At 70.4% G+C, this 25,107-nt stretch carries 20 protein-coding genes and 3 pseudogenes; 9 read left to right on the plus strand and 14 right to left on the minus strand.

What is annotated here, in order from left to right; genetic code table 11:
- Positions 1-26: 26 nt before the first annotated feature.
- The 4 genes from ACIREI_RS02130 to ACIREI_RS02145 all read right to left on the minus strand — a co-directional run bounded on the left by ACIREI_RS02130 (position 27) and on the right by ACIREI_RS02145 (position 8,519).
- Positions 27-4,091 carry a beta-ketoacyl synthase N-terminal-like domain-containing protein gene (locus ACIREI_RS02130; RefSeq protein WP_403326336.1) on the minus strand — a complete coding sequence of 1,355 codons (4,065 nt, stop codon included), beginning with the start codon at positions 4,089-4,091 and terminating at the stop codon, positions 27-29.
- Positions 4,088-5,899 (minus strand): fatty acyl-AMP ligase, encoded by a 1,812-nt coding sequence (locus ACIREI_RS02135; RefSeq protein WP_403326338.1) that lies wholly within the window; start codon positions 5,897-5,899, stop codon positions 4,088-4,090. Before ACIREI_RS02135 ends, ACIREI_RS02130 begins: the two co-directional genes overlap by 4 nt.
- Before the next feature lie 49 nt (positions 5,900-5,948).
- Positions 5,949-7,487, minus strand: coding sequence for an acyl-CoA carboxylase subunit beta (locus tag ACIREI_RS02140; RefSeq protein ID WP_403326865.1), 1,539 nt, complete (start codon positions 7,485-7,487; stop codon positions 5,949-5,951).
- 354 nt (positions 7,488-7,841) lie between these two features.
- Entirely contained in the window at positions 7,842-8,519 is a 678-nt protein-coding gene (locus ACIREI_RS02145) for an NADPH-dependent F420 reductase (RefSeq protein WP_403326867.1), read from the minus strand.
- A 9-nt stretch (positions 8,520-8,528) separates the two neighbouring features.
- Between ACIREI_RS02145 and ACIREI_RS02150 the strand changes: the two genes are divergently transcribed.
- Positions 8,529-8,750 (plus strand): hypothetical protein, encoded by a 222-nt coding sequence (locus ACIREI_RS02150; protein ID WP_403326340.1) that lies wholly within the window; start codon positions 8,529-8,531, stop codon positions 8,748-8,750.
- A 559-nt stretch (positions 8,751-9,309) separates the two neighbouring features.
- Here ACIREI_RS02150 and ACIREI_RS02155 read toward each other — a convergent pair.
- The 3 genes from ACIREI_RS02155 to ACIREI_RS02165 form a co-directional block, all read right to left on the minus strand.
- Positions 9,310-9,705: a hypothetical protein gene (locus ACIREI_RS02155; RefSeq protein ID WP_403326343.1), complete on the minus strand. Its 396-nt coding sequence runs from the start codon at positions 9,703-9,705 to the stop codon at positions 9,310-9,312.
- 38 nt (positions 9,706-9,743) lie between these two features.
- A complete protein-coding gene (locus ACIREI_RS02160; protein ID WP_403326346.1) occupies positions 9,744-10,058 on the minus strand; it encodes a hypothetical protein in 315 nt (104 codons plus the stop codon).
- A gap of 305 nt (positions 10,059-10,363) precedes the next feature.
- Entirely contained in the window at positions 10,364-10,972 is a 609-nt protein-coding gene (locus ACIREI_RS02165) for a TetR/AcrR family transcriptional regulator (RefSeq protein ID WP_403326349.1), read from the minus strand.
- Between the two features lie 91 nt (positions 10,973-11,063).
- On the opposite strand from ACIREI_RS02165, the gene ACIREI_RS02170 reads away from it, so the two are divergent.
- On the plus strand, positions 11,064-11,495 hold the full coding sequence (locus tag ACIREI_RS02170) for a nuclear transport factor 2 family protein (RefSeq protein WP_403326352.1): 432 nt from the start codon (positions 11,064-11,066) through the stop codon (positions 11,493-11,495).
- Positions 11,492-12,358: an ergot alkaloid biosynthesis protein gene (locus ACIREI_RS02175; protein ID WP_403326355.1), complete on the plus strand. Its 867-nt coding sequence runs from the start codon at positions 11,492-11,494 to the stop codon at positions 12,356-12,358. The genes ACIREI_RS02170 and ACIREI_RS02175 overlap by 4 nt, the downstream gene beginning before the upstream one ends.
- A gap of 269 nt (positions 12,359-12,627) precedes the next feature.
- Here the strand turns inward: ACIREI_RS02175 and ACIREI_RS02180 are convergent, their stop codons facing one another.
- Positions 12,628-13,365, minus strand: coding sequence for a DUF1963 domain-containing protein (locus ACIREI_RS02180; protein WP_403326358.1), 738 nt, complete (start codon positions 13,363-13,365; stop codon positions 12,628-12,630).
- 257 nt (positions 13,366-13,622) lie between these two features.
- Here ACIREI_RS02180 and ACIREI_RS02185 point away from each other — a divergent pair.
- Positions 13,623-13,736 (plus strand): annotated as a pseudogene (locus ACIREI_RS02185) (transposase family protein); the annotation flags it as partial.
- A 66-nt stretch (positions 13,737-13,802) separates the two neighbouring features.
- Here ACIREI_RS02185 and ACIREI_RS02190 read toward each other — a convergent pair.
- Positions 13,803-14,201, minus strand: a pseudogene (locus ACIREI_RS02190) (dihydrofolate reductase family protein); the annotation flags it as partial.
- A gap of 142 nt (positions 14,202-14,343) precedes the next feature.
- On the opposite strand from ACIREI_RS02190, the gene ACIREI_RS02195 reads away from it, so the two are divergent.
- Positions 14,344-15,240 carry an aminoglycoside phosphotransferase family protein gene (locus ACIREI_RS02195; RefSeq protein WP_403326361.1) on the plus strand — a complete coding sequence of 299 codons (897 nt, stop codon included), beginning with the start codon at positions 14,344-14,346 and terminating at the stop codon, positions 15,238-15,240.
- A gap of 219 nt (positions 15,241-15,459) precedes the next feature.
- A pseudogene (locus tag ACIREI_RS02200) lies at positions 15,460-15,757 on the plus strand (IS5/IS1182 family transposase); the annotation flags it as partial.
- Between the two features lie 26 nt (positions 15,758-15,783).
- On the opposite strand, the gene ACIREI_RS02205 reads toward ACIREI_RS02200, so the two are convergent.
- The 4 genes from ACIREI_RS02205 to ACIREI_RS02220 form a co-directional block, all read right to left on the minus strand.
- Entirely contained in the window at positions 15,784-16,173 is a 390-nt protein-coding gene (locus ACIREI_RS02205; protein WP_403326869.1) for a hypothetical protein, read from the minus strand.
- Between the two features lie 17 nt (positions 16,174-16,190).
- Positions 16,191-16,631, minus strand: coding sequence for a protease inhibitor I42 family protein (locus tag ACIREI_RS02210; protein ID WP_403326364.1), 441 nt, complete (start codon positions 16,629-16,631; stop codon positions 16,191-16,193).
- Positions 16,632-16,648: 17 nt separating this feature from the next.
- The gene (locus ACIREI_RS02215) at positions 16,649-18,265 is read right to left on the minus strand and encodes a WXG100 family type VII secretion target (RefSeq protein ID WP_403326367.1); all 1,617 of its coding nucleotides are present in this window, start codon (positions 18,263-18,265) and stop codon (positions 16,649-16,651) included.
- A gap of 64 nt (positions 18,266-18,329) precedes the next feature.
- Complete coding sequence (locus tag ACIREI_RS02220; RefSeq protein WP_403326370.1) at positions 18,330-18,755, minus strand: WXG100 family type VII secretion target; 426 nt, start codon at positions 18,753-18,755, stop codon at positions 18,330-18,332.
- A gap of 731 nt (positions 18,756-19,486) precedes the next feature.
- On the opposite strand from ACIREI_RS02220, the gene ACIREI_RS02225 reads away from it, so the two are divergent.
- The gene (locus ACIREI_RS02225; protein WP_403326373.1) at positions 19,487-20,734 is read left to right on the plus strand and encodes an MFS transporter; all 1,248 of its coding nucleotides are present in this window, start codon (positions 19,487-19,489) and stop codon (positions 20,732-20,734) included.
- 616 nt (positions 20,735-21,350) lie between these two features.
- Here ACIREI_RS02225 and ACIREI_RS02230 read toward each other — a convergent pair.
- On the minus strand, positions 21,351-22,229 hold the full coding sequence (locus ACIREI_RS02230; RefSeq protein WP_403326376.1) for an alpha/beta fold hydrolase: 879 nt from the start codon (positions 22,227-22,229) through the stop codon (positions 21,351-21,353).
- A 129-nt stretch (positions 22,230-22,358) separates the two neighbouring features.
- Here ACIREI_RS02230 and ACIREI_RS02235 point away from each other — a divergent pair, with 129 nt between their 5' ends.
- Entirely contained in the window at positions 22,359-24,305 is a 1,947-nt protein-coding gene (locus ACIREI_RS02235; RefSeq protein WP_403326379.1) for a BTAD domain-containing putative transcriptional regulator, read from the plus strand.
- 172 nt (positions 24,306-24,477) lie between these two features.
- On the plus strand, positions 24,478-25,089 hold the full coding sequence (locus tag ACIREI_RS02240; RefSeq protein ID WP_403326382.1) for a DUF998 domain-containing protein: 612 nt from the start codon (positions 24,478-24,480) through the stop codon (positions 25,087-25,089).
- Positions 25,090-25,107: the final 18 nt, after the last annotated feature.

The raw sequence follows: 25,107 nt of genomic DNA on the forward strand, positions 1-25,107 counted from the left end.
CCGGTTCAGGGGAATCGGGCTCTGGTTCAGGGGGACGGGGTGCGCTCGGCGAGCGCCCGGCTCAGATGCGTGGCGATCTCGTCGACGTACGGCGGGTCCAGCAGCGACAGATGATGTCCGCTCACCCGTACGACCTCCAGACACGGGCACACCTCGTCCCAGCCCAGCGCCTCGTCGTCGCGCTCGTACGCCGGATCGCGCACCGTGTGCGGCGCCGGCTCGCCGGCGCGGTAGAGCAGAACCCGGCCGTCGTACCCGCCCGGCCGGTGCGCCTCACCGATCCTCAGGTCCAGGTAGGAGGCGCGCTGGTGCTCCAACGCGGCGCGCGGCACGTCGACGGCCTCCCGCACGGCCCGGAGCACGGCGTCGATACGGTCCCTGTCGTCGTCCATCGCCACCAGGTCGTCGTACGGCAACTCCAGCCGCACACCGTAGGTTTCGGCGACGTGCCCCGCGAACCCCTCGAAGTGCGCCCGGAGCCGGTCGGCCGGTGTCAGTCCGGGCCGGGGGAGGGGCCGTACCGAGTCGATGAGCACCACGAGCGGTACGTCCCGTCCTGCGGCCGCCAGCTGCCGTGCGGTCTCCTGGGCGACGAAGCCGCCGAAGGACCAGCCACCCAGCAGGACGGGCCCGTCGGGGTGCGCGGCACTGATCACCTCGGCGTAGTGGCGCGCCTTGTCCGGCACCGTGCGGGCCTCGTCGATCCGGTCGAGCCCGAACACCGGCTGCTCGGCGCCCAGCCCTTCGGCGAGCGCCTGATACACGGTGGTGGGACCGCCGGCCGCGTGCACGAGGAACAGCGGGGGCCGGGAGCCGGTGGCGCGCAAGGGACGCGGGGACACGCCACCGGCCGACTGGGGGAGGGCTTGCTCGACACGGGCGGCCGCCTCGGCGACCGTGCCGGCGGCGAGCAGGTCGCGCAGGGGCAGTTCGACGCCGAACTCGCGCTCGACGGCCGTACGGATGCGGATCGCCATGAGGGAGTCCAGGCCGAGATCGGCGAGCGCGGTGGCGGGGGTGATCCGGATCGGGGCGTGGCCGGTCACGGAGGCGATGTGGTGGGTCAGGCGAGCCAGTGCGGGGGAGTGCTCCGCCAGGTGCGCCCGGCCGTCTGCGGGTCCCGCCGCATCGGCATGCGCGTGGCTGCCGCCATGCTCCGGTGCGCCCGCGTCGCCACCGGCGTGCCGCCCGGCCGACGCCGGCACAGCCACCGGCCCCGTCCTCCCGTCCGTCCACCAGTGCCGCGCATGCCGCCAGCGCGGACCTGGCAGGTCGATGACCCTGCCGGGCGGAAGCGGCAGCCGCTGCCCCGCCGTGTACAGGGCGCCCAACTGCCCGGCGAACGCCGCCGATCCGTCCGCGTCACGGCGCAGCGTGGCCAGGGCGAGCGCGCCGGGCACGGTGTCGGTGAGGGCGCCCGTGAGCACCGGATGGGGTGAGATCTCGACGAATGCCGTATGCCCGTCGGCCGCTGCCGCCGCGACGGCCCGGTCCAGATGTACCGGCCGCCGCAGGTTGGCGGCCCAGTGGGCGGCGTCGAACACGCTCTCGCCGCGCGGGTCGTCGAGAACGGTGGAGTACACGGGGACGCGCGCCCGGCGCCCCCGCACACCGGCCAGCGCGTCGGTCAGCCCCGGCAGCAGCGCGTCGACCTGCGGGGAGTGCCCGGCGCCCACGACCCGCATCGCCCGGACGGCCCGGCCCTCCTGCTGGAGACGGCTCACCAGACGCTCCACCGCTGCCTCCCCTCCTGTCACGACCTTCTGCCGCGGCGAGGAGTGAACGGCGACCTGCACCCCCGGGAAGTCCCGTTCCAGGCGGTCGAGTTCGGAGTCGTTCAGATCGGCCACGGCCATCGCGCCGCCACTCAGCCCGCTCAGCAGACGAGCGCGTACGGCGACGACACGCGCCCCGTCGGCCACGTCCAGGGCCCCGGCGCACACACTCGCCGCCACCTCGCCCATGGAGTGGCCGATCACGGCCGCGGGCTCGACACCGTACGAGCGCCACAGCTCGGCGAGTGCCAACTGCAGGCCGAACAGGAGAGGTTGGGCGGTTTCGAGACGGTCCAGGCCGGTGCCCGACGTCAGGTGGTCGTACAGGGACAGGCCGCCGCACTCGGCGGCGAGCTGTGGGTCGAGTTTCTCCACGGCGGCGGCGAACGCGGGTTCCTCGGCGAGCAGTCGGCGTCCCATGCCGGGCCACTGGGTGCCGTATCCGGAGAAGACCCACACCGTGCCGGGCCCCACGAGGTCCCGGTCACCGGTCGTGACCCGCCCGTCCGGGCGACCGGCCGCCAACTCGTCGAGGGCGGTGGCGAGTTCGTCGTGGTCACGGGCCACGACCGCGGCACGTACGGGCCCGCGGCCGGTGCGCCCGGCGAGTGTGCGGGCCACGTCGGCGGGGTGCGCCGCGCGGCCCTCGGGCGTCCGCAGCCAGGTGGAGAGCCGGCCCGCGGTGTCGCGGACCCGCTCGGGGTCGGCGTCGGAGAGGAGGTGCAGGCGGGCGGCCGGCCCGTCGGCCCGGGGTGACGGCGGACTGACGGGTCGCCATTCCTCCAGCACCGCATGGGCGTTGGTGCCGCCGAACCCGAATCCGGAGACCCCGGCGGTCGCGGTGCCGCCGTAGCGGGGCCACGGTTCGGGCTCAGTCACCACGCGCAGCCGGGGGTCGCGCAGGGCGCTGCCGTCCGCGCAGTGCAGGGAGGGCGGGATGAGGTCGTGGTGCAGGGCGAGGACGGTCTTCACCAGGCCGACCACGCCCGCGGCGGACTCCAGGTGACCGAGGTTGCCCTTGACCGAGCCGAGCAGCAGCGGCTGATCGGGGTCGCGGCCCGGCCCGAGGACCGCGCCGAGTGCGCCCGCCTCGATCGGGTCGCCCAACGGGGTGCCCGTACCGTGCGCCTCGACGTGGTCGACGTGCGCCGGGGTGAGCCCGGCCCGCGCGTAGGCCGTCTCCAACAGGGCCTGCTGGGCTGCGGGGTTGGGGGCCATCAGACCGTTGGACCGGCCATCGGAGTTGACTGCCGTGGTACGGATCACCGCCAGCACCCGGTCGCCGTCCCGCTCGGCGTGGGACAGCCGCTTGAGGACCACGGCCGCGCAGCCCTCGCCGCGCCCGATGCCGTCGGCCCCCGCCGAGAACGGTTTGCACCGTCCGTCCGGCGCGAGGGCGCCCGCGCGCCGGAAAGCGACCGTGACGGCGGGCGACAGCAGCAGATTGACCCCGGCGGCGATCGCCGTGTCGCTCTCGCCCGCCCGCAGGCTGACGCAGGCGTGGTGCACCGCGACCAGCGAGGACGAGCAGGCGGTGTCCACGGCCAGGCACGGCCCGCGCGTGTCCAGGACGTACGCCAGCCGGCCCGCGGTGACGCTCAGGGCCGCACCGGCCGGGGCCCACGGGTCCACGGCGTCGGGGTCCGCGCCGGTCAACTGCCCGTACTCCGGGGCGGAGACACCGACGAAGACGCCCGTGGCGGTGCCCGCCAGGGACGCGGCCGGGACGGCGGCGTGGTCGAGCGCCTCGTGGACGACCTCCAGCAGGATCCGCTGCTGGGGGTCCATCACCGCGGCCTCGCGCGGAGTGATGCGGAAGAAGTCCGCGTCGAACCCGGCGATGTCGTCGAGGTAACCGCCGTAAGGGTGCGCGTCGGCGGGCGGGTAGGCGGTGAAGTCCCGCCAGCGGTCCTCGGGTACGCGCCGGATCGCGTCCACGCCCTCGCACAGCAGCCGCCAGTAGTCGCCCGGCCCGTGCACCCCGCCGGGCAGCCGGCAGCCGACGCCGATGACCGCGACGGGCTCACCGGGCGAGCCGGAGCCGGGCGCCTTGACGAGCGGCGCTGGCCCCGGGGCCCTACCGCACAGCCGCGCCACCAGCGCCTCCCCGGTGGGCGCCTCCCACAGCAACGTCGGCGGCAGCTCGAAGCCCGTTGCGCGGGACAACTCACCGGCCAGGGCGACCGCGTCCCGCGAGGACATGCCGAGGTCCGCGAGCTGCCGGTCCATCGGGACGTCCTCGGGCGCCGTGCCGTTCCAGGAAGCCACCCGCTCGGCGATCACCCGACGGAGCGCCGCCGCGTCGACGCCCCTCATCCCGCGGTCCTCGACGTGCTACCGGCCGCGGTGTCGGCCCGGGGCGGCGCGTATGCACCTTCCAGGTACCGCGCCCGGGTCAGGGCCCGTGACACCTTGCCGCTGGAGGTGCGGGCGACCGCGCCCGGCGGCACGAGTACGACATCGGCGAGCCGCAGCCCGTGCCGCGATGAGACGGCACCGCGCACGGCCCGCACGACGGCCCGCACATCGAGCTCGGCCAGGGAAACGGTGCGTACGTGCTCGGCCACCACGACCACCCGCTCGCCCGCGCCGCCGGGCACGGCGAAGGCGGCGAGCCGGTCGCGGCGTACAGCCGTATGCGCTTCCTGGGCCGTGGCCTCCAGGTCCTGCGGATAGTGGTTGCGGCCGTCGACGATGACGAGATCCTTCAGCCGCCCGGTGACGATCAACTGGCCCTCCAGCACGGCGCCCAGGTCGCCGGTACGAAGCCAACGGCCGCCCGGCGCGTCCGCGGCGCCGTCGAACTCGGCCCCGAAGACCCGCTCGCTCTCCTCCCGCCGGTTCCAGTAGCCGCGGCCGACGTTGGGCCCCTGCACCCAGATCTCCCCGACCTCCCCCTCGGACAGGACGGCACAGGTGGCCGGGTCGGCGATCCGGACCCGCTGGCCCGCCGGGGTGCCGCAGCCGGCCAGCAGAACGGCCCTGGGGTCGTCGGGCCGCGCGGGCAGTGCCTTCCCGGCGGCGAGGGCGTCCCGGTCGAGAGCGAACCGGCCGAGCGACGCACCGGGCCGGGCGGCACTGACGAAGACGGTGGCCTCGGCGAGCCCGTACGAGGGACAGTGGGCCGTGGCGGGCAGGCCCCGGTCCGCGAAGGCGGCGTGGAAACGGTCGGCCGTGCCCGGACGGACCGGCTCGCTGCCGTTGATCAGCGCGGTGACACCGTCGAGGCGCAGGTCCGCCTTCTGACCATCCGTGACGGCGCCGACGCAGTAGTCGTACGCGAAGTTGGGCGCGGCGCTGATGGCCCGCGGATGCGCGCCGAGCAGCCGCAGCCACCGCACGGGCTCGTTCAGGAAGGCGGCCGGGTCCATCAGCACCGACAGCGCACCGCGCACCACGGGCGCGGCGACGCTGAGCACCAGCCCCATGTCGTGGTAGAGCGGCAGCCAGCCCACGCAGGTCACCGGATGGGCGTCGGCGCCGTAGGCGGCCAGCGCCTGCCGGGCGTTGGCGACGACGTTGGCGTGGGTGATCTCCACACCCGCCGGAGCGCGCGTCGAACCGGAGGTGTACTGCAGATAGGCCGTCGCTCCGGCATCCGGGTCCACCGGCCGCCGGCCCCGGGCATCGTCGTCCGGCACCTCGTCGGCACAGACGATCCGCATCCGGCCCACCACGTCACCGTCGCCCTCGCCCGCACGCGCACAGAAGTCCCGCACCTCCTGCCGCACGCGACTCGTGGTCACGACGGCCGCGGGGCGGGCGTCGGCCAGGACACCCGAGAGCCGGTCCGTGTGCCCGGGCAGGCCGGGCGGATACGGGGGCACGGCGACCAGCCCGGCCGTGAGCGCCGCCAGGAATCCGATGACGTACTCCGTGCCCTGCGGACACAACAACGCGACGCGCGCGCCCGGTTCGGCCTGCTCGGCGAGGCGGGCGGCGAGCGCGCGCACCCGCACGTCCAGGCGCCGCCAGGTCAGGGTGCGGTGGACGCCGCGTGAGTGCGGCGCCGGGTACTCGACGAAGGTGAACGCCCGGCGGTCGGGGGTGGTTTCGGCCCAGTGCCGCACGTACTGGGGCAGGGTCCGGCACACGGGGGCGAGCGGGGGGCGGCGGCTGTCCATCTGGTGTGGCTCCTGACGTCGCGGGATCGGGCGGGACGCAGCTCGGGGCTCAGAGCGGGATGTTGCCGTGCCTGCGCTGCGGCAACGGGGCGCGTTTGCCGTGCAGGGCGTTCAGGGCGCGGCAGATGTGGGCGCGGGTGTCGCGAGGGGCGATCACGGCGTCGACGTATCCGCGTTCGGCGGCGAGGTAGGGCGTGCCGTGCGTGCGCTCGTACGCGGCGACCAGGCGGGCACGCAGCGCCTCGGGATCATCGGCGGCGGCCAGCTCGCGCCGGTGCAGGACACCCACCGCTCCCTCGGCCCCCATGACGGCGATGCGGGCGGTGGGCCAGGCGAGGTTGATGTCGGCGCCGAGGTGCTTGGAGCCCATCACCGCGTACCCGCCGCCGTACGCCTTGCGCACCACGACCGTGACCTTGGGGACGGTGGCCTCGGCGTAGGCGTACAGCAGCTTGGCGCCGCGGCGGATGATGCCGCCCCGCTCCTGTCGTACGCCGGACAGGTAGCCCGGGACGTCGGCGAAGGTCAGCAGCGGAATGCCGAACGCGTCGCAGAACCGTACGAACCGTGCGGCCTTCTCGGAGGCGTCGATGTCGAGGACACCGGCGGCGTGCAGTGGCTGGTTGGCGACGACGCCGACCGACCGGCCCTCGACGCGCGCCAGGGCGCAGATGATGTTCGGCGCGAACAGCTCCTGCACGTCCAGCAGTTCACCGTCGTCGACGACCGCCCGCAGGATCTCCCGCATGTCGTAGGCCTGCCCGAGCCGGTCCGGGACGACGGAGTCGAGCCCGCCCCCCGCGGGGGCGTCGCCGGGCGCGTACTCCGGGGGCCGCTCCAGGTTGTTGGCGGGAAGATACGACAGCAGATCGCGTACGACGTCCAGGGCGTCCTCCTCGTCGGCGGCGAGGAAGTGCGCGTTGCCGTTGACGGTGTTGCTGGTGCGGGCGCCGCCCAGTTCCTCGGCGGTGGCGCGCTCGCCGGTGACCGTCTCGATGACGTCGGGGCCGGTGACGAACATGTGCGAGGCGCCGTCGACCATCACCGTGAAGTCGGTGATCGCCGGAGAGTACGCCGCCCCGCCCGCACACGGCCCCAGCACGACCGAGATCTGCGGAATCACCCCGGACGCCTGCACGTTGCGTCGCACCAACTCGGCATAGAGGGCGAGCGAGGCGACACCCTCCTGGATACGGGCGCCGCCCCCGTCGTTGAGCCCGACGACCGGACAGCCGGTCTTCAGGGCGAGGTCCATGAGGGCGACGGTCTTCTCGCCGAACGCCTCGCCCATGCTGCCGCCGAAGACCGCGGAGTCCTGGGCGAACACGCACACCCGGCGCCCGTCGACCGTGCCGTACCCGGTGACCACCCCGTCGCCGCAGGGTCGTCGGTCGACGTCCCCGGTGGGCCGCGCCCGCACGAACAGGCCGGTCTCGGTGAAGGAGCCCTTGTCCACCAGCCGGTCGATCCGCTCCCGGGCCCCGAACTCTCCGCGCCTCCTCGCGCCGCCCGGCACCAGCGCCTGTTCGCGGCGGCGGGCCAGGTCGGTGACGCGTTCCGCGGTGCTCCGGGGCGCGGGCGCAACCACCTGCGCCGGACCGGATGTCGCCGCCTCTTTGGTCGCCTCTTTGGTCACAACCACCTCCGCAGTGGTTGTCGAATATGGCAGCGCCGGTGCGAATGCTTGAGCGAATCAGCCTTGGCTGTGGGGGAGTTGAGTCCTCAGGAACGGAATTTCATCCCCGTGTGACAAGGGACCGTGTCCCACTCGCCGTTCGTCGTGGCGCCCCGGACGACTACCAGGCCCGCCGCTGTCCCGACCGGCACCGCCACATGGCCCTGGTCATGGCCGCCCGCGCCTGCCTGACCGTCCTGCGACGCCCGCGAGCCGGGGCACAGCCCCTGAAAATGCCCGGCAATCAGCACAAAGACCGTTGCGGTGCTAGCCGCGGAAGTCCGCCGGCCGCTCCGGGGATGCCTCCGTCAGAGCCTTCCGTACGGCTTCGGCACCCGCCCGCAGGCCGTACACCGGGGTGCCCGGCTGCTGGCGCCAGGAGTCGTCGATGCCGCCCGCGTCGACCGTGTCGAAACCGAGCTCGTCGATGAGATCGCGGACGGCCTGCTTGGCGGCCGCGTCGTCGCCGGCCACCGGCAGGGCCATGCGCTCGGCGTCGCCGGCCGGACGGGGACGCTCCAGGATGTCCTGGGCGTAGGTGCCGTTGAAGGCCTTGATCACGGGGTGGCCGAGGTGCCGTTCCGTCCAGAGGCTCTCCGTCAGACCCTCGTCCTCGATCGCGGCGATCCGGCCGTCCCGCTGCTGCGGGTAGTAGTTGCCGGTGTCGATCACGGCCGCGCCTTCGGCCGCGCCGTCCAGTAGTCCGGAGGGGAGGTCGGGGACTCGCTTGAGCGGGACGGTGACCACGACGATCTGGGCGCCCTTGGCGGCCTCGACCGCCGCGACCGGGGTCGCACCGGTCTCCTCGGCCAGTGCCTCGAGGGTCTCGGGGCCACGGGAGTTGGCCACGGACACGTCATGGCCGAGGGCGGTGAGCCGCCGGGTGAGGTTGCCACCGATGTTGCCCGCGCCGATGATGCCGATCTTCATGACAGTCTCCTCCAGGATCAATGCATGTGCATGTTCTCGTGGGGTGGCAACCCTGAGGAGAGCGGGACTATTCCGTGGCTGAGGCAAACGCCTGGTGGCGGTGGCGGTGGCGGTGGTGCGGGAGGGAATGGACTGCGGCGGGCCCCGGGCCTCGCCATCCTCGCAGTCAGCGATCCGCAGCCGTTCGAGGACGTAGCGGCAGCCCTGCGCGAGCACTACGACGACGCGTGGTTCATGGAGCAGTAGCAGGCCGCCGAGCGGCAGCCTCCCATGCTGGCCGTATGCCAGGTCTCTGGTGAATGGTCGGCCGCCGTGGAGATCTTCGGCGCCATTGGATGGGTCGGCTGCACACCGCAGCTATTACGCGCACTGTCCGAGCGCCAAAGGTTCGCCTGCACCGCCCACTTCGACCAAGAAAACGCGAAGATCTTCCTGTGCGACCAGAGCGGAGACATCGCACAGATCGACGCGACAAAGGGACACCGGCTCGGCACGATCAACACCAGCACCGCCTGCCTGCGCAGGCGTACACCCGAGGCGTTCACGCGTATAGGGATGAAGGTGCCAGGACGGCGGCGTGCCACTGCCTGGCCAGGTCCCTGTGGTGGACGCTTCGGTTGTCCGGCAGCGGAGTGGCAGGCGTTGATCAGCCCGGCGAGGTCCGCCGGGCAGGCCCGGGCAAGACGCTCGTGGTAGGCGGCGGCCGGCGCCGCGGCCGCGCCGAGGGCTTGTTACCCGGTGAGCAGCCCGGACAGCGCCTGGAAGCCGGCCAGGTCTGGCGTGCCGGTCCTCGGAGCTGGCCTCCTTACGCCTCGTCGAAGAGCAGGTCGGTGGACGGGTGTGTCATGCGGACGGTGTTGCCGTTGGTGACCTCGACGATGTGATGCAGGCCGATGCGACGCTCGTTGGTGGACAGGATGGTGAAGGGGTCCTCCTTACCCGCCAGGTATGCGGGGAGGCAGGAGACCGACGAAGTGCCGATGGCGAAGTAGCCGACCATTCTCCGGAACAGCTTCGGCAGGATGACGACGTCGTCGGTGATCGACGACAGGCCCGTGATCTTTGCCCCGGTCGTCGTCACGTCGTCCTTCCACAACCCTTTGTCGTCCTCGCTGGCCTTCTGCCCCACCTTGGTCAGTTCGAGGCGGAGGTCCTTGAAGAGGCCGCGGTAGAACGTGGGGTAGGCCAGTCCCTTCGTCACCAGGTGGTGGTTGACCGTCTGCTTCAGCAGGGGGACGTCTACGGCGACGTCAGCGCCGCTGGCACCGGGGGAGTCCCCTTGCCCACCAGGGCGACACAGCGCCCGAGGTGGTCAGCGCCCTGAGTGAGGATGAACCCCGGCGTCGTCTCAGGGGTTGACCCGGTGACCTCACCGTCCGCATCACGCTGCACATCGGTGAACCCGAGCCAGAGCAGCAACTCGGCTGCAGCGGCGTTCGCATGGGCCGGCGGCTGGTGGGACCCGTTGTAATGGGTCTCCAGTGCGTCCACGGAATGCTCGACAACGTGGTCGCCGTGCTCGGGCTGGCCGACATCGATGAGCCGTGGGCCCACGTTCTCAGGGCTCGATGACCCGACACCGGCAGTTCGGCGACGACGGCCCGAGTCTTCCTCGTAGACCGGCTCGACCGGTGGGACTCGGCTTTTTCGCCCAGCCGCGGGCAGGCTTCTTCTGGGTCAGCCTCCTGGTCATGAGAATGACAGATGGGGGTGACCGCTCTTCCGTGACGGCGGACGACGAGAGCATCGTCGGCCGTACTCCATCGAGCCGACTGCGGGCGACAGCGGATCCCTGACTGCACAGCTGGGCCACTGGCCCGCAGTTGATCGGACCTGCTCGCCGTGCCTCGCAGTCCGGATCAGTGCTCGGCATTCGGTCCCTCGCGGCTCGAGTCGGTCAGGACTCGGGCCGCGAACGTCGCCAGTTCCGCCCGCAATTGCTCACGAGGCATGTTCTGACGGTCGACCAGGTGGTCGACGAGGTCGGCGCGGACGGCCGCGAGCAGTGCGTGCGCGGCGAAGTCGCTGCCCTGGAAGCCGGGAAGCTGCTCCAGTACGCGGCGGAGCGTCTCGTGCCACCAGTCGTAGTGCTCTGCGCTGTAGGGGCTGTCGGTTCCCGTTGCTTCCAGCGCCAGGGAGAGGTGTCGATGGTCGAGTTTGAAGCACAGGACCGCGTCGAGCAGCGCGAGGGCGCGCTCCATCGGCGGGGTGGTGGGTCCGAGAGGGCGCGGGCCGTCCGTAATGGCCTGGCGAATCGGTTCGAGCCGGGTTTCGTACAGCGCGCGAATCAGGCCGGTGCGATCGGTGAAGCCGCGGAAGAGAGTCGCTTTGCCGACGCCGGCCGCAGCCGCGATGTCGGCCATGGTCACCTGCTCGGGACTCTCGCAGTCGGCGAAGAGCCGGTCGGCCGCCGCGAGGACGGCCTCGCGGTTGCGTACGGCGTCCGCGCGGGGCTTGCGTTCGGGCACGGCGTCCCTCCAGTTGCATAAACGGACCACGGGTCCGTATCGTTCACGGATAAGCGGACCCAGGGTCCGTATCGTATCGGAGGGAGCTCCCATGACCACGACGCCTGCGCGACCGGCGGACCTGTACGGTCACGGCCTGCGGCTACTGCTCGACAAGGACATCCCCGCCTGGGTCGACCTGTGGGACGAAGACGGAGTCTTCGAGTTCCCCTTCGCCCCCGAAGGGTGGCCGAGGAGGCTGGAGGGCAAGACCGCCGTCAGCGACTACATGCGCGACTACCCCAACCACATCGACCTCCACGACTTCCCCGACCTGAAGATCCACCAGACCGACGATGCGGAGACGATCGTGGTCGAGATGCGTGGAGTGGGGCGACTGGTCCACAGCGGGGCCCCCTTCGACATGACGTACATCGCCGTCGTGTCGGTCGTGGACGGCCGCATCACCCGCTACCGCGACTACTGGAACCCGCTCGCCGTTCCCCAGGACGGCGCGGCCGATTTCACGCGGAGCGGCCGATGACCGCCCCCGGCACCGTCTTGGTCACAGGAGCCACCGGCACCACCGGCAGCCGGGTCGCCCGGGGCCTCGCCGCCCGGGGGTACGGGGTCAAGGCGGCCAGCCGAAGCACCGCTCACGTCCACGGCACGCAGAGCGTCCGCTTCGACTGGTACGACCGCACGACGTACGAACAGGCCCTGGACGGCACCGACCACGTCTACCTCGTCCCGCCCCTGACCTCCGCGGACCCGGCCGACATCATGCTTCCCTTCCTGCAACAAGCACGTGCTTCCGGAGTGCGACGCGCCGTACTGCTCAGTTCCTCGGCGATCCCCGCCGGCGGCCCCGCTGTTGGACAGGTGCACCAGGCTCTGCCCGGCCTGTTCGACGAGTGGGCGGCACTACGGCCGTCATGGTTCATGCAGAACTTCACCGGCGACCACATGCACGCCCGGAGCATCCGCGAGGAGGGGACGATCTTGACCGCGGCGGGCGAGGGACGCGTGGCCTTCGTTGACGCCGACGACATCGCGGCCGTCGCCGTGCATACACTGACCGACGCCCAGGCGCCCAACGCCGACCTGGTCATCACCGGTCCGGAGGCGCTCAGCTACGGCGACGTCGCGACCGTCCTCAGCGAGGTGACCGGGCGCACCGTCGCCCACCGGCAGTTGACGTACGAGCAGATGCGCGATCGCCTGGCACTGTCAATGCCTCCTGAGTTCGCGGCGATGCTGGCCGGCATGGACAGAGCTGTCGCCGAAGGAGCCGAGGACCGCATCACCGACACCGTCCACCGTGTCACCGGCCGTCGGCCGCGCAGCTTCCGCGCGCACGCGGAGCACGCGACACGATGGCCGGCCACGAGGCCCGTAACCCCATGAGGCCACCACCTTGTTGCGCACGCCCGGTCCGTCGGGGGGCGTAGGCGTCACGCAGACGTGGTCAGAGACCGCCCGTCGGCCACTTCGAGCATCAAGTTGGCCGCGCAGTAGCGACGCATTCATGGTGCTGATGTCGGTTCTGGTGAACTCGGGCGTGATGCCGGGGGCGGCCGCTGTGCTGGACTCATGGAGCCGGGCGCGTGGGTGGAGCCGAGCTGCGCGGCGGGCAGACCTCCGCGGGGGTGTGTGCCATGTGCCCCGTCTGAGGTTCACACCATGTCGAAGCAGGCCCGGGCCCGGGTGAAGCGGCCGTCGGCCAGGTCGTCCCGGCGAATCACCCAGTAGACGATGCCCAGTTCGCCTTCGGTCAAGTCCTCGCCGCCGATCTCCGCGAGCAGCACCCAGTCGCCCGGGTCGTGGTCGTGGTCCGTGATGGGATCCGCGTTCCAGACCCAGGGGTAGCCGCCTATCTGCACCGGTCCGCTGCCCTGCATCGCGCCGCAGGTCTTCCACCACACCGAGCCCAGCTCGCTGCCGTGCGGGAAGTCCTCGCTGTCCGAGCCGCGATTGGGCAGCGAGGGCTCGATCGCAAGATGCAGATCTTGGGCCGGGTGGACGGGCGGCGGCCACTCGCCACCCGGACCGCGTTCGCAGACGGGCGTGCCGACCGGGACGTACACGAGCCGGGACCAGTCGTCGTCGCTCCACGGGTCCTCCGTGTCCGCGAAGAAGAGCAGCGAGCCGTCCTTCGGCAGCGGGAGGACCGTCGCGCCCGGTGGGATGGCCGCGAGGTCGACCGAGGCGAGGAACGGCAGGTCCGGAACGGGCTCGTCCGCGGGCATCGGCGGCAGTCCGCCGAGCCGTCCGGCCACCGGGCTGTCGGGCGGCGCCTGACCAGCGGGGCTCAGCATCGCGCAGCGACGGACGGTGTCGAGCCACCGCTCTACCTCGTCCTGCGGTAAGTCGCGGCTGCGGGCTTCGTCGCGGAACGGCTCCATCGATTTCATTTCGCGGAGTATGTCAGGGCGATCACGACCCGATCGAGTCGCCGGAGTACAGGCGGACGATGCATTGGTCGAAGCCGCTGCGGAAGAGCCCTTCAAGCCGGGTGGGTTGCAGGACCGTTCCGTCAGGGAACCACGTCGACATAAAGGTGGAGAGGCTGGAAGAAGTTCTCTTTCCGGGCCTGAATCTCGTGGCGTGGCAGGCCGTGGTCGTCGATGAAAAAGTGGTGATCGGCGCAGCAGACTACCGACCGCCAGGGATGTGCCCCCACTGTCGGCATGCTGCCGTGCGGGTTCACAGCTGGTATCGGCGGCACGTCGATGGGCTGCCCGTCGAAGGCCGCAGGTTGATCGTCCGGCTTCGTGTGCGTCGCTTCTTCTGCGATCAGGGCCCGCCGGCGCCGGCCCGGCGGCTGTCCAGACGGGCGGGTGGGGCGACGTCATGCGGGGACGACGAGGGGTGGGTGCTCGAGCACGCGGGGCTTGTACTCGACCATCTGGGTGCGGCCGTCGAAGGTGCGGTGCTCGATCATCTCGAGGGCAACGTCCGGATAGCCGTCGTAGCTGCGTTCTTCGCCCGTGGCCCCGGTGATCACCGGGAACATCACGACCCGGAAGCGGTCGACGAGTCCGGCTCGTAGCAGGGACCGGTACAGGCTGAGGCTGCCGATCGTGCTGAGGAGCCCCGAGCCACTCGACTTCATGGCGCGGACCGCCTCGATGGCGTCGTCGCGGACGAGCGTGGAGTTGGCCCACGTCAGTGGCTCCTCGAGTGAGGAGGAGAAGACCACCTTGGACGTTTGCGTGAGCTCGTCGACGGACGCCTCTTCTTCGACCTGGAGCAACGGGAACGGTTGAGACACCTGGGTGGCCGTAAAACTCAGTTGATCTGGACCCTGGCGTATGAATACTGGCTGTCGTCTCAGCAGATCTGGTCTGCTTCCGGCGTTTCGAATTGGACTGGTGGAAGGGCCTGCGAGCATGACCATGCACGATGACCAGGTGGACGTGACCACCGAAATCGTTGCGACCTTGATCCAAGAACAGTTCCCTCAGTGGAGCGGCAAGGCGATCCAACCCCTGCCGTCGACCGGGACGGTCAACGCCATCTTCCGTATCGGGAACGACCTCTCTGCGCGATTCCCACTGCGTCTGGCCGATGCTGACGAGGCGCTGGCGGTTCTGGAACAGGAAGCCCAGGCGAGCGCGGAGCTGGCAGAAGTGTCTCGGTTCCCCGCCCCGAAACCCGTCGCCCTGGGAAAGCCTGGAGCGGGTTACCCCATGCCGTGGTCGGTCCAGACATGGCTGCCGGGAACGGTCGCCTCTGATGCCGACCCGAGTGGGTCGGACGCTTTTGCCGAGGACCTTGCCGCCTTCATCACGGCCCTGAGGGGCGCCGAGACGCGGGGGCGGCTTTTCAGCGGCGAAAATCGTGGCGGCGTTCTCGCTCACCACGACGACTGGATGGCGAAGTGCTTCGAGGAGAGTAAGAGGCTGCTCGACGTGCCCCGACTGCGTCAGGTGTGGAGCCGCTTTCGGGAGTTGCCACGCACGGGTGCCGACGTGATGAGCCATGGTGACTTGATTCCCGGCAATGTACTGGTCGCGGGAGACCGGCTCAGCGGCGTACTCGACACCGGCGGCTTTGGCCCGGCCGACCCCGCGCTGGATCTGGTCGGTGCCTGGCACCTGTTGCAGCCAGGCCCGCGGGAAGTGCTCCGGCGGACACTGGTCTGTGACGATCTGGAGTGGGAGCGCGGCAAGGCGTGGGCGTTCGAACAGGCGATGGGTGTTGTCTGGTACTACGTCGAGAGTAATCCGACGATGAGCAGAATGGGGCGCCGGACACTCGACCGCATTCTGGAGTCGACGGAGTGATGCCGCCTCGGTCGTAGGCCGTGATAGAGACGAGCGTTTGCCCCCTCACCGACAACAGCGCCAACTGGAACAGACCGGCTCAGACGGCATTGAAAGGGCCCCACGAGTCGTTGGCTGATGTGTATCGCGAGTCCGGTTCTCTCAGGCCCAAGGACCTTCGGGACTCACTTGCAGGATGGCCGAACAGGGCGGCTACGCGCGAAGTACCGTGACCAACGACCCCCACGCGGCCGCCACTTCAAGCCTCAGCTCCTGTACGCGGACAAAGCCTACGGCCGCCCCCGACCTGCGTAGATGACTTCGATGGGAGCGGAGCGGAGTGTGCATCGCGCGCAAAGGCATCGATTCCAGCGAACGATTGGGGCGACGCCTCTGGGCCATCGAGCGGACTGTGTCGTGGCTGTCCGGCTACCGTTGACTCAGCCCTCGATACGAACGAAATCCCCGCGACTACCTGGCCTTTCTCGGCCTCGCCGCCGCCCTGTGCTGCTACAAGCGACTCGTCCGCCTCACCACGTGGGACACGGTCTCAAGGAGCTCAGCTCAGCGGGCGGCGCGCTCCCGGGTAGTGCGGCGCAGCCCGATGAGTTCGGCGACCGCCTCCAGCCAGCGGGCCACGACCTCGTCGCCCTCCACGGGCCGGGCCACCGGCTCGGCCGCAACCAGCCAGCCCCGCACCAGGTCGGAGGCCGCCGGCTCGGGCAGCAGCTCCGGCAGCCCGGCGGTGTAGCCGGTGCCACCGCTGCGGACGGTCCTGCCGAGGAACGCCACCGAGCGGGGCTGGACCCCGAGGCGGTCGAGCGTGACCGCGGCGCCCACGGCTCCGTCGCCGAACAGGGCGCTGCGACGTGGGCCAGGGGCGCCGATGCCGTAGCGCAGGAGCATGGCGACGTCGGCCTGCGCCGACTCTTCGTCGGTCTTGCTGGGGTTCATCGGTACCTCCGTTCCGGTCATCGCACGGTGACCGTGTAGATGAAGTACGCCGGGTCGTTGCCGGGGCTGCCCGTCGCAGTGCGGTCGTCGCCGTCGGGGCAGACGCCCAGGACGCAGTAGCTCATTTTGATCTTCGTGGTGCCTGCGGCAACGGCCTCGAAGGTGAAGGTCTGCGTACCGTCACCACCCCCGTCGACACCGCTGTCGCCCCCGAAGTCCTCCTCCCGGCGGCCCTCCTGGCGCACCGTGGCACGGTCGGGACCGGGGTCCACGATGCTCCAGTCCTGGCCCATAGAGGGGTTGGCCGGGAGCGTCAGCTCGAACGTGTCGCCCGCGTCCACTTCGATGGACTGCTCGTCGGCCTCGAACGTCTCGGGGCCGAAGAGGCCGCACCCGGAGAGCAGCACGGCCGTCAGCGGCAAGGCCAGGGCGGCGGACAGGCGGTGGCTGGACTTCACGGGGATCGGCCTTCCGTTCACTGGGCGGGCAGGTGGACGCCGTAGGCGTCGGGCAGGTCCTTGTCGGAGGCCTTGCCCATGTTGCCGTTGACGAAGTCGTCCTCGCTGACCCATGTTGTCGTTCCCCAGGGGTTGTAGACCTGCAGCATGTCGCCCTCCTGACCGATGATCATCATGGAGTGGCCGACTCGGTCGCCGTTCTCGTCTTTGCCCTCGACGCCGATCGGCACCGGTCTGCCCTCGGCGACGGCCCGCTGGATGTCGGGCAGCGCGTCCCGGCGGTCGTCCGCGCTCCTGATCTCCTGGAACTCGTACTCGCCGCCCGTGTGCGGGCTGATCTCCTTGTTGGAGATCTCGGTCTTGCCGTCGTTGTCCATGCCGTCGGGTGTCGTGCCGAAGGGGAAGTCGTACTCGTCGTTGCCGTCGCCTTCGTCGTGCATCCGCAGCTGCTCGTCGCGCAGCCGCTCCCGGAAGGCGTCAGGGTCGTCCTCCTGCCCGGACGGGCCGCCGGTGAGTTCGAGGGCGTACACCGGATCGACCATGGCGCGCCCGGTGACGACGGTCGACGGCACGCAGGTGTTGCCTTCCTGCGACCACCTCTCACCGTTGAACGTCTGCTGGTCCGTGTTGTGGTTGGAACCCTTGTTGGGGCCGCTGGTGTTGATCCCCTCGTCCTTCATGCTGTCGCCGGCCGTGGTGACCGGCGTCAAGTGCCGCTGCAGCCAGTCCGGGTCCTTGCCGTGGATCTTGTCGCGGAACTCGCCGACCTCCTTGACGTCGTATCCGGCGGCCAGCGCCTTGACCAGGTAGGCCCGTTCCTGCGGGGTCTTCGCCTCGGCGAGCATGCGCTCGAACTCGGCCTCCTCGCGGGCATTGAGGCGCTCCATCGCGCGGCCCGAGCGCTCCAGGTCGTTCGCGGTCAGCAGCTCGTTCATCTCCGCCGGGCCGCCGGGGCCCGCGATGTCGGCGAGCACGAGGCGGTCGGCGGCGGAGATGTTGTCGGTCTTCATCTGGCCCGCCCGGGCCTCGGACGCCAGCTTGTTGAGGTCGCGCGCAGCGGCCCGCGCCGCGTCGTCGGCCACCTCCGCCGCGGTGTGCATCGCCTTGGCGCCCGCGGCCGCGATGTTGCGGGCCCGCAGGCGCTCCGCCTCCTCGGCGTCCTTCTCCACCATGTCGTCGAAGAAGCCGTCCTCACCGCCGAGCATGCCGAGCGCCTCGCGCAACTGCTCGCGTCCGCCTTTGTCCTGGGACTTCGCGTTGGTCAGCGCGTCGGCCAAGCGGAACAGGGCGCCGGCCGCGCCGATGAACGCCTGCTCCATCTGCTCGGCGGAGCGGGCCGCCGCCATCACGACCTCCGACGCCCGCGCCCCGGTGCTGCCCACCCAGGCGTCGGGCAGGCCCTCGTTGGCGACCTTCTGCACCCGCCGGTGCACGTCGGCGATGTCGTCGATCTGTTTGCGGTAGGTCTTGGCGAGACCCTCGAGGACCCCGGGTTCACCGACCGGCGCCGAGACGCCCAGGGCGTTGTTGATGGCCCCGATGAGATCGTTCTTGCTGTCGGCCGAGGAGATGGACTCGTGGTACTCGGCGAGCTTCTGGCGGCGGTCGGTGGTGGATTCGCCTGCGTCGGGCATGACGGTGCGGCCTTCTGTCGTGGTGAGGGCAGGAGTGTGGACTCGTACGCGGTACGAAGGGCGCTCAGCCGAAGTCGGACAGGCCGCGCGGCGGAGTGCCGGGCGCGGGCATGGTGCGGTAGCCCGGCGCGGGAACATCCCCCGCGGGTGCGGGCATCGTCGTCACGCCCTCGCCGCCGGCCGCGCTCATGTCCCGGATGGAGGCGTGCTCGGCGCCCTGGTAGTTCGCCTTGGAGACCCGCACCTTGTCGGCCAGTTCGTGCAGTGCGCTCTCCAGGACCTTGGCCTCTGCCTGCCAGTCACCGGCGAAGTTGTTGTAGGCGGGGCCCGCGTCGGAGCCGCCGAGTGCGTCCGAGGTGTGGCAGGCGGTGTCCTTGACCGCCCTGGCGATGGCACCGACGTCGTCACCCGCCGTGTCGAGTGTCTGCGCCTCGCTGTCCATCGCGCTCGTCTGAAGGCGATAGCCCCCGGCGTGCCCTTGCACGGTCATCTCCGGCCCCCGTTTTTCTGATCTTGAGGGCGCAATGTAGCAGGGGACGGTGACATGAACGCAACGACCTTCACCGCCCCCGCGCACAACAGCGGGTTGAGGACTACGCCTAACTGGCGAACACCATGACGCACCCCGCCTGGAGGCTTGGCAACCGGCACAGACGGTGACGCTGCCTGCAACGCCGTGACGCCTACTCGAGAGCCCGGTGAGGGCATGTCTTTGTTGACTGGTCCTTGTCACTTCCGGCCGCTGGGAAGGGCAAGGTCGGCTGGCTCGAAGGATATGGAGAGCGGAGGACTTGCGGATGGGTGGGGGAGAGGGTGGTGAGCACTGCAGGTGGCCGGGGTAGCAGGTCGGGCGAGGTCGTACGGCGTGGCACGGCAGGCGTCTGATCGATCCCAGGAGCCCCGGTGTCCCGGTGTCGGTGCCGGCATCCTCCCGCGGTCCTCGACGTGGTGCCGGCCGCGGCGACGGCCGGTGGTCTGCTCCCTGCCTCTGTGTCGCCGCCCTGTGCGTATGCACCCTCCAAGTGCTGCGCCCGGGTCAGGGCCCGTGACACCTTGCCGCTGGAGGTGCGGGCGACAGTGCCGGGCGGAACGAGGACGACGTCGGCGAGCCGCAGGCCGTGCTGCGAGGAGACGGCACTCAGCGGCCAGCGGCACACCTGGCCCGGTGCCAGTCCTAAAATCCGTTGCCGGGCGCACCGCCCGGCCCCGACGATCAGGCGCATGTCTGCCGCCCTGGCGCCTCTGCGTCACCGCCCGTTCCGGCACCTCTTCATCGGTACGACGGCCAACCTGCTCGGCAACGGGGTGGCGCCGATCGCCCTGGCCTTCGCCGTGCTCGACGCCACCGGTTCGGTCGGCTCGCTCGGGTTGGTGGTCGGCGCCCACTCCCTCACCAGCATCCTCTTCCTGCTGTACGGCGGGGTGTTGGCGGACCGGCTGCCGCGCGGCCCGCTGCTGGTCGGCAGCAGTGTGGTCAGCGCCGCGAGCCAGGCGGTGGTCGCCGCCCTGATCCTCACCCACAGCGCCGCCATCCCCCTGCTCATGGTGCTCGCCGCGGTCAACGGGGCGTCGGGTTCCTGCTATCAGCCCGCCTCCCAGGCCCTGCTGCCCCAGACCGTGCCGGCCGAGTCCCGCCGCGCCGCCCTCGCGCTTTCACGCATCGCGGGCAGCAGCGCGATGATCGTGGGCGCCTCACTGGGCGGCGTACTGGTCGCCGCGGTCGGCCCCGGCTGGGGCCTGGCCGTCGACGCGCTCAGCTTCGCGTTCGCCGCAGTGTCCTTCGCACTGGTCCGCGTCCAGGTCGCGCCGCCCGCGCCCAGCCCCGGTCTGGTGCACGAACTGCGCGTCGGCTGGCGGGAGTTCACCTCCCGCAGCTGGGTGTGGGTGATCGTGGTGGCCTTCTGCTTCCTCAATGCCGGCCTCACCGCCTCGTTCACCGTCCTCGGTCCGGCCGTCGCCGACACCACCGGGATCGGCCGCACCGGCTGGGGCCTGGCCGTCGCTGCGGGCTCACTCGGCGCGGTCGCCGGCGGCGTCCTGTCGCTGAGGTGGCGACCCCGGCGTGCGATCCTGGTCGGCTGCGCGCTGATGGGCCTGACGGCGATGACCCCGCTGCTGCTCGCGCTCGCCCCCTACACCTGGCTGCTGGTCGTGGCCAACTTCGTGGCGGGCGTGGGCGGCGAGCAAGCCGGCGTCGCCTGGTACTCGACCCTCAACGAGCAAATCCCCGAGGACCGCCTTGCCCGCGTCTACGCCTACGACGACCTCGGCTCCTACCTCGCGCTCCCACTCGCCCAGTTCACCGCCGGACCCGCCGTGCTCCTCCTGGGCCTCCATGCCACCCTCTACGCGGCCGCCACGCTCATCCTCCTCGCGACCCTGACCATGGTCGCGACCCCCTCCATCCGCGCCCTGGCCCCGAAGACCGCAGAACCGCTGCCCGCCTCCGAAGATCCGGTGCCTCGCTGAGCTCGACTCCGACGCGTAGACAACCGCACGTGGGTGGTGTTTCGGGCCCGGTGGCGCGCCCAGCGGGTCCGAGCACGCTGGGTTTCGATGCTCCGACCAGGAGATGACGTCCGGGCTGTACCTGGTGGAGTGGTTACTGATCTCGCTCACGGCCGTCCGCCTCGCGCACGAGACTGATCTCGTCGGCGCGCAGGCACCATGTCTCCGCCGGTACAGGCCACGTGCTCGCTTCCTCGCCATGCCGGCCGAAGCGCGCTGTCCGTGCCGACCGCAAAGGTGAACGGCGAAGCGCAGTCGCGCCAAGAGAGCCTGTCATGCCGTTGTATGCCCCTGCCACTACCTCCTCTGTCCCCCCGGACGAGCGAGATGACTGCCCTTGTGGGGCCTGCCAGTTCGGTCACGGCCGCCGCCACCACAACGACCCATGTGATGAGGTCCGCCGGTCCGAGGGCCGGGACACCGACCCGACCGCCGCGAACAACGACTCACAGCCGGTGCGGGCCGCGGAGACCGTCGGTACCGAGAGTCGTGGGTACGACGTGGGGAAGGAGGTGGCAGGCCGGGAGGGCGCCAGAGCTTGCGGTGAGTGTGGCCGATACCGGCCCGTCCGGGGCGATCATCGCTTCAGCAGGTTCAGGATCAGCGTGGCGATGTCCTCCGGAGCCTCCTCGGCCATGAAGTGGCCCGCCTGGGTGGTGAAGTGCCGCAGGTCGGTGGTCCACGGCCGCCAGATCGCGGTGGCGTCGAACCCCAGCTGCCGGCCCCAGTCCTGCTGGACGACCGTCACCGGCATGGTGAGCCGGTTGCCGGCGTCGAGGTCGGTCTGGTCATGTTTGACGTCGACGGTCGCGGTGGCGCGATAGTCGGCGACGATCGACGGAATCGCGTCCCGGCATGCGCGAAGGTACTCGGCGCGCACTTCTGCCGGAATCGCGTCGCAGCTCGTGGACCATACGTCGAGGAAGTGGCCGAAGAATGCGTCGGCGCTGCCCGCGATCATCTGCTCGGGCAGACCGGGCGGCTGGGCCATCAGATACAGGTGGAAGGCCACCGCCGCGCTGACCCCGTGGAGGACGTTCCAGGTGTCCGGAGTGGGAATGATGTCCAGGATTCCGAGGTGGCTGATGCGATTCGGGTGATCCAGGCCGGCCCGGAAAGCAACGTGCGCGCCGCGGTCGTGCCCGACCAGCGCGAACCGGTCGAACCCGAGCGCGTCGGCCAGGCCGACGATGTCCGCGGCCATCGTCCGCTTCGAGTAGGTGTCCTCGGCGACCGCTTCCGGCTTGCCGCTGGCGCCATAACCGCGAAGGTCGGGGCAGACCACGGTGTGGTGCTCGGCCAGGATGGGAGCGACATGCCGCCACATCAGGTGGGTCTCGGGAAAGCCGTGGAGCAGCACTACGGCCGGTCCTTCTCCGCCCACCGCAGCGTTCAGGTCCACGCCGTCAGCCACACTGATCGACCTGGTCTCGAACCCCAGAATGCCGATGCCCATCGTTGTCGTCTCCTTCTCCCAGACTCGTGAGTCGCTGCTGTTCCTGCATGGATGCATGAACGAGAGGAGGATCGGGGAGCCGGGTTAGCAGTGGATCAGCAGCGGCCCGAGACCGACGACAATGAGGACATGGAGATCCTCGTCAAGGTGCTCGGGCCGATCGAGGTCACGGATGCCGAGGGCCGTCCTGTATCGGTGGGCAGTCAGCGCCGCCGGGAGCTTCTGGGACGGCTGGTCGCGGCCGGCGGCCGGGCCGTCCCGCTTTCGGTGCTGGTCGATGATCTCTGGGAGGACCCTCCGCCCGCAGCGGCCGGGACGGTCCGCACTTTCGTCGCCGAGCTGCGCCGCGCCCTCGAACCCGATCGTCTTCCGCGAACCCGGTCGCACACCATCGAGACCGTCGGTACCGGATACGCCCTGCGGGTTCCACGGGCGGACGTCGACGCCCACCGATTCGAGGACACCCTTCGGGCCGTGCGCGACGCGCCCAGCGGCCAGGCTGCCTGTGCGCTGAGCGAAGCGTTGTCGTGGTGGCGGGGCGAGCCGTACGCAGACCTCGGCGCCTCGCCCTGGCTGACGGCAGAACGCGCCCGGCTGACAGAACTTCACCGTCAAGCCGTTGAGCTGCGCGCCCGGGCGGTGCTCGACCTCGGACGTGGTGCGCCTCTCGTCCCGGAGCTGGAGGCGTTCGCCACAGCACACCCGTGGCGAGAGCATGCCTGGGTTCTGCTTGCCCATGCCTACTACCAAGCCGGCCGCCAGGTCGATGCGCTGGCCTCGCTGCGTGACGCGCGAGCCCGGCTGCTGGATCGGTTCGGACTGGAATCGGCGGACAGTCTCGACCACCTCGAACGAGACATTCTCCGCCATGCGCCGCACCTCATGCCCGCACCCCAGGACGAGGACCGGCTGCGTCTGCTCACGCGTACAGAAGCGACAGGGACCTACACCCGGCTGCGCTCGATGAGCACGGTCGCCAGGGCCGCAGCGGTCACCGGCGGAACCAATCTGGTACTTGCCCAAGAGCAACGCGCAGCGGCAGCCGCGGAAGCGGAACGGACCGAAGACCCCGGCCTCACTGCCCGCGTGATCGCGGCGTACGACGTCCCCACCATCTGGACGCGCGCCGACGATCCCAGACGTTCGGAGGCGCTGGTCGCGACCGTTCGGCGCACTCTGCAGCGACTTGGACCAGGGGCTCCACCCGCGCTTCGAGCACGTCTCCTCGCCACCATCGGGCTTGAGCATCGCGGAACCCGAGACCGCTGGGCTGCCGAGGCTGCGACCGAAGCCGAACAACTCGCCCGGGACCTGCACGACCCCAGCGTGCTGGTACTCGCGCTCAACGCCCGATTCGTGCAGTCCTTCCAGCACCCCGGGCGCACCGGCGAACGCGACGGGATCGCCAGGGAGCTCATCGATCTCTCCACGCGGCATGATCTCCCGATGTTCGAGATCCTTGGCCATCTGATCAAGATCCAGGTCTGCGGGGCCCGTGGTGACACCGAGACCGCGCAACGCCACGTCGTGGCGGCGGAGCGGCTTGCCACCATCCACGAGACGCCGCTCGTTCACGTTCTCACCGCGGCTTTCCGGACCATGCAGTTGTCAGAACGCTCGAACGACCCCGCCGAGGTCGCTCACGCCTATCGCACCACAGCCACCGACCTCGCCGGTGCCGGCATGCCCGGGGTGGAAGCCGGCATCTTCCCGCTCGCGCTCCTGTCACTCCGCATGCGCCACCAACGTCCCGCGCCAACGGACCCCGCGCTCGACTGGGGCCCCTACCGTCCCTGGGTCCAGCCCCTCCTCGACCTCGCCCGCGGCAACCTGGCGGCGGCCCGCGAAGCCGCCGCCACCCTGCCCACACCCCCTGCCGACCATCTTTACGACTCACTCTGGGCCGTCAACGCACATACGGCGATCCTGCTCCAACACACATCACTCGCCACACAAGCGCACGACGCCCTCTCTCCCTTGCGCGGCGAGATCGCGGGCGGAACAACCGCCATGATCACCTTCGGTCCTGTCAACGACATCCTGGCCACCCTCGATCAGCACCTCATTCGGCGATAACACCCGCCCCCTCGAACCGAGTCCACGCCCAGTGTCCTGCGTCGACAACGTCCAACCCCGCAACAAGTAAGGGCTGTCCCGCAATTGATCACACGTTTCGGCTGATGACTGATACCCACCCTTCATGTCAACGAGGGTTGACGCCGCCCTCATGTCAACTTATGTTGACGTGATGGGTAATCAAACGCTGCTTGCCTGCGGGGTGGCCGCTGGCCCGCTCTTCACCCTCGCGTACCTACTGGAAGGCGCCAGTCGTGTGGATTACAAGCCGCTCCGCCATCCCGTAAGTTCGCTCGCCCTCGGCCCCTCCGGGTGGACCCAGACCGTCAACTTCCTCTTTACGGGCTTGCTGTCCCTGATCTTCGCCGTGGGCCTGTGGCGTGCTGGGCCCTCCCGCTGGGGTGCACTGCTGATCGGCGTGTGGGCGGTCGGTCTGCTGGGCGCAGGAATCTGCCGCACGGATCCGGTGAGCGGATACCCCGTCGGCACCCCCGATCAGCTCCAGCGCCTGACCCGCTCAGGGGCTCTGCATGACCTGCTCTCCCTCGTCGGGTTCCTCGCCCTTGCTGCGGCCTGTTTCGCCTTCAGCCTCTCCAACTCGCCGGGATGGGCCCTCTATTCGATCGCCAGCGGAGTGCTCTTCGCAGCCACGATGGCGCTGGCCAGTGCCGCGTTCAGCCAACATCGACGCTGGGTGGATCTGGGCGGACTGATCCAGCGCGTCTCGCTCACGATCGGCTGGACCTGGCAGACGCTGCTCGCCGTGCGCATTCTCCACAGCTGATGGTCGGCCCATACCCTC

The organism is Streptomyces sp. NPDC093591, assembly GCF_044764885.1.
Lineage (GTDB): Bacteria > Actinomycetota > Actinomycetes > Streptomycetales > Streptomycetaceae > Streptomyces.

Coding starts and splice junctions, on each gene's coding strand:
- ACIREI_RS02175 (WP_403326355.1), top strand. CDS start 11,492: ATGACCGCCCCCGGCACCGTCTTGGTCACAGGAGCCACCGGCACCACC.
- ACIREI_RS02215 (WP_403326367.1), bottom strand. CDS start 18,265: ATGCCCGACGCAGGCGAATCCACCACCGACCGCCGCCAGAAGCTCGCC.
- ACIREI_RS02170 (WP_403326352.1), top strand. CDS start 11,064: ATGACCACGACGCCTGCGCGACCGGCGGACCTGTACGGTCACGGCCTG.
- ACIREI_RS02180 (WP_403326358.1), bottom strand. CDS start 13,365: ATGAAATCGATGGAGCCGTTCCGCGACGAAGCCCGCAGCCGCGACTTA.
- ACIREI_RS02135 (WP_403326338.1), bottom strand. CDS start 5,899: ATGGACAGCCGCCGCCCCCCGCTCGCCCCCGTGTGCCGGACCCTGCCC.
- ACIREI_RS02230 (WP_403326376.1), bottom strand. CDS start 22,229: ATGGGCATCGGCATTCTGGGGTTCGAGACCAGGTCGATCAGTGTGGCT.
- ACIREI_RS02195 (WP_403326361.1), top strand. CDS start 14,344: ATGACCATGCACGATGACCAGGTGGACGTGACCACCGAAATCGTTGCG.
- ACIREI_RS02130 (WP_403326336.1), bottom strand. CDS start 4,091: ATGAGGGGCGTCGACGCGGCGGCGCTCCGTCGGGTGATCGCCGAGCGG.
- ACIREI_RS02150 (WP_403326340.1), top strand. CDS start 8,529: ATGTGCATGTTCTCGTGGGGTGGCAACCCTGAGGAGAGCGGGACTATT.
- ACIREI_RS02225 (WP_403326373.1), top strand. CDS start 19,487: ATGTCTGCCGCCCTGGCGCCTCTGCGTCACCGCCCGTTCCGGCACCTC.
- ACIREI_RS02235 (WP_403326379.1), top strand. CDS start 22,359: ATGGAGATCCTCGTCAAGGTGCTCGGGCCGATCGAGGTCACGGATGCC.
- ACIREI_RS02220 (WP_403326370.1), bottom strand. CDS start 18,755: ATGACCGTGCAAGGGCACGCCGGGGGCTATCGCCTTCAGACGAGCGCG.
- ACIREI_RS02240 (WP_403326382.1), top strand. CDS start 24,478: ATGGGTAATCAAACGCTGCTTGCCTGCGGGGTGGCCGCTGGCCCGCTC.
- ACIREI_RS02205 (WP_403326869.1), bottom strand. CDS start 16,173: ATGAACCCCAGCAAGACCGACGAAGAGTCGGCGCAGGCCGACGTCGCC.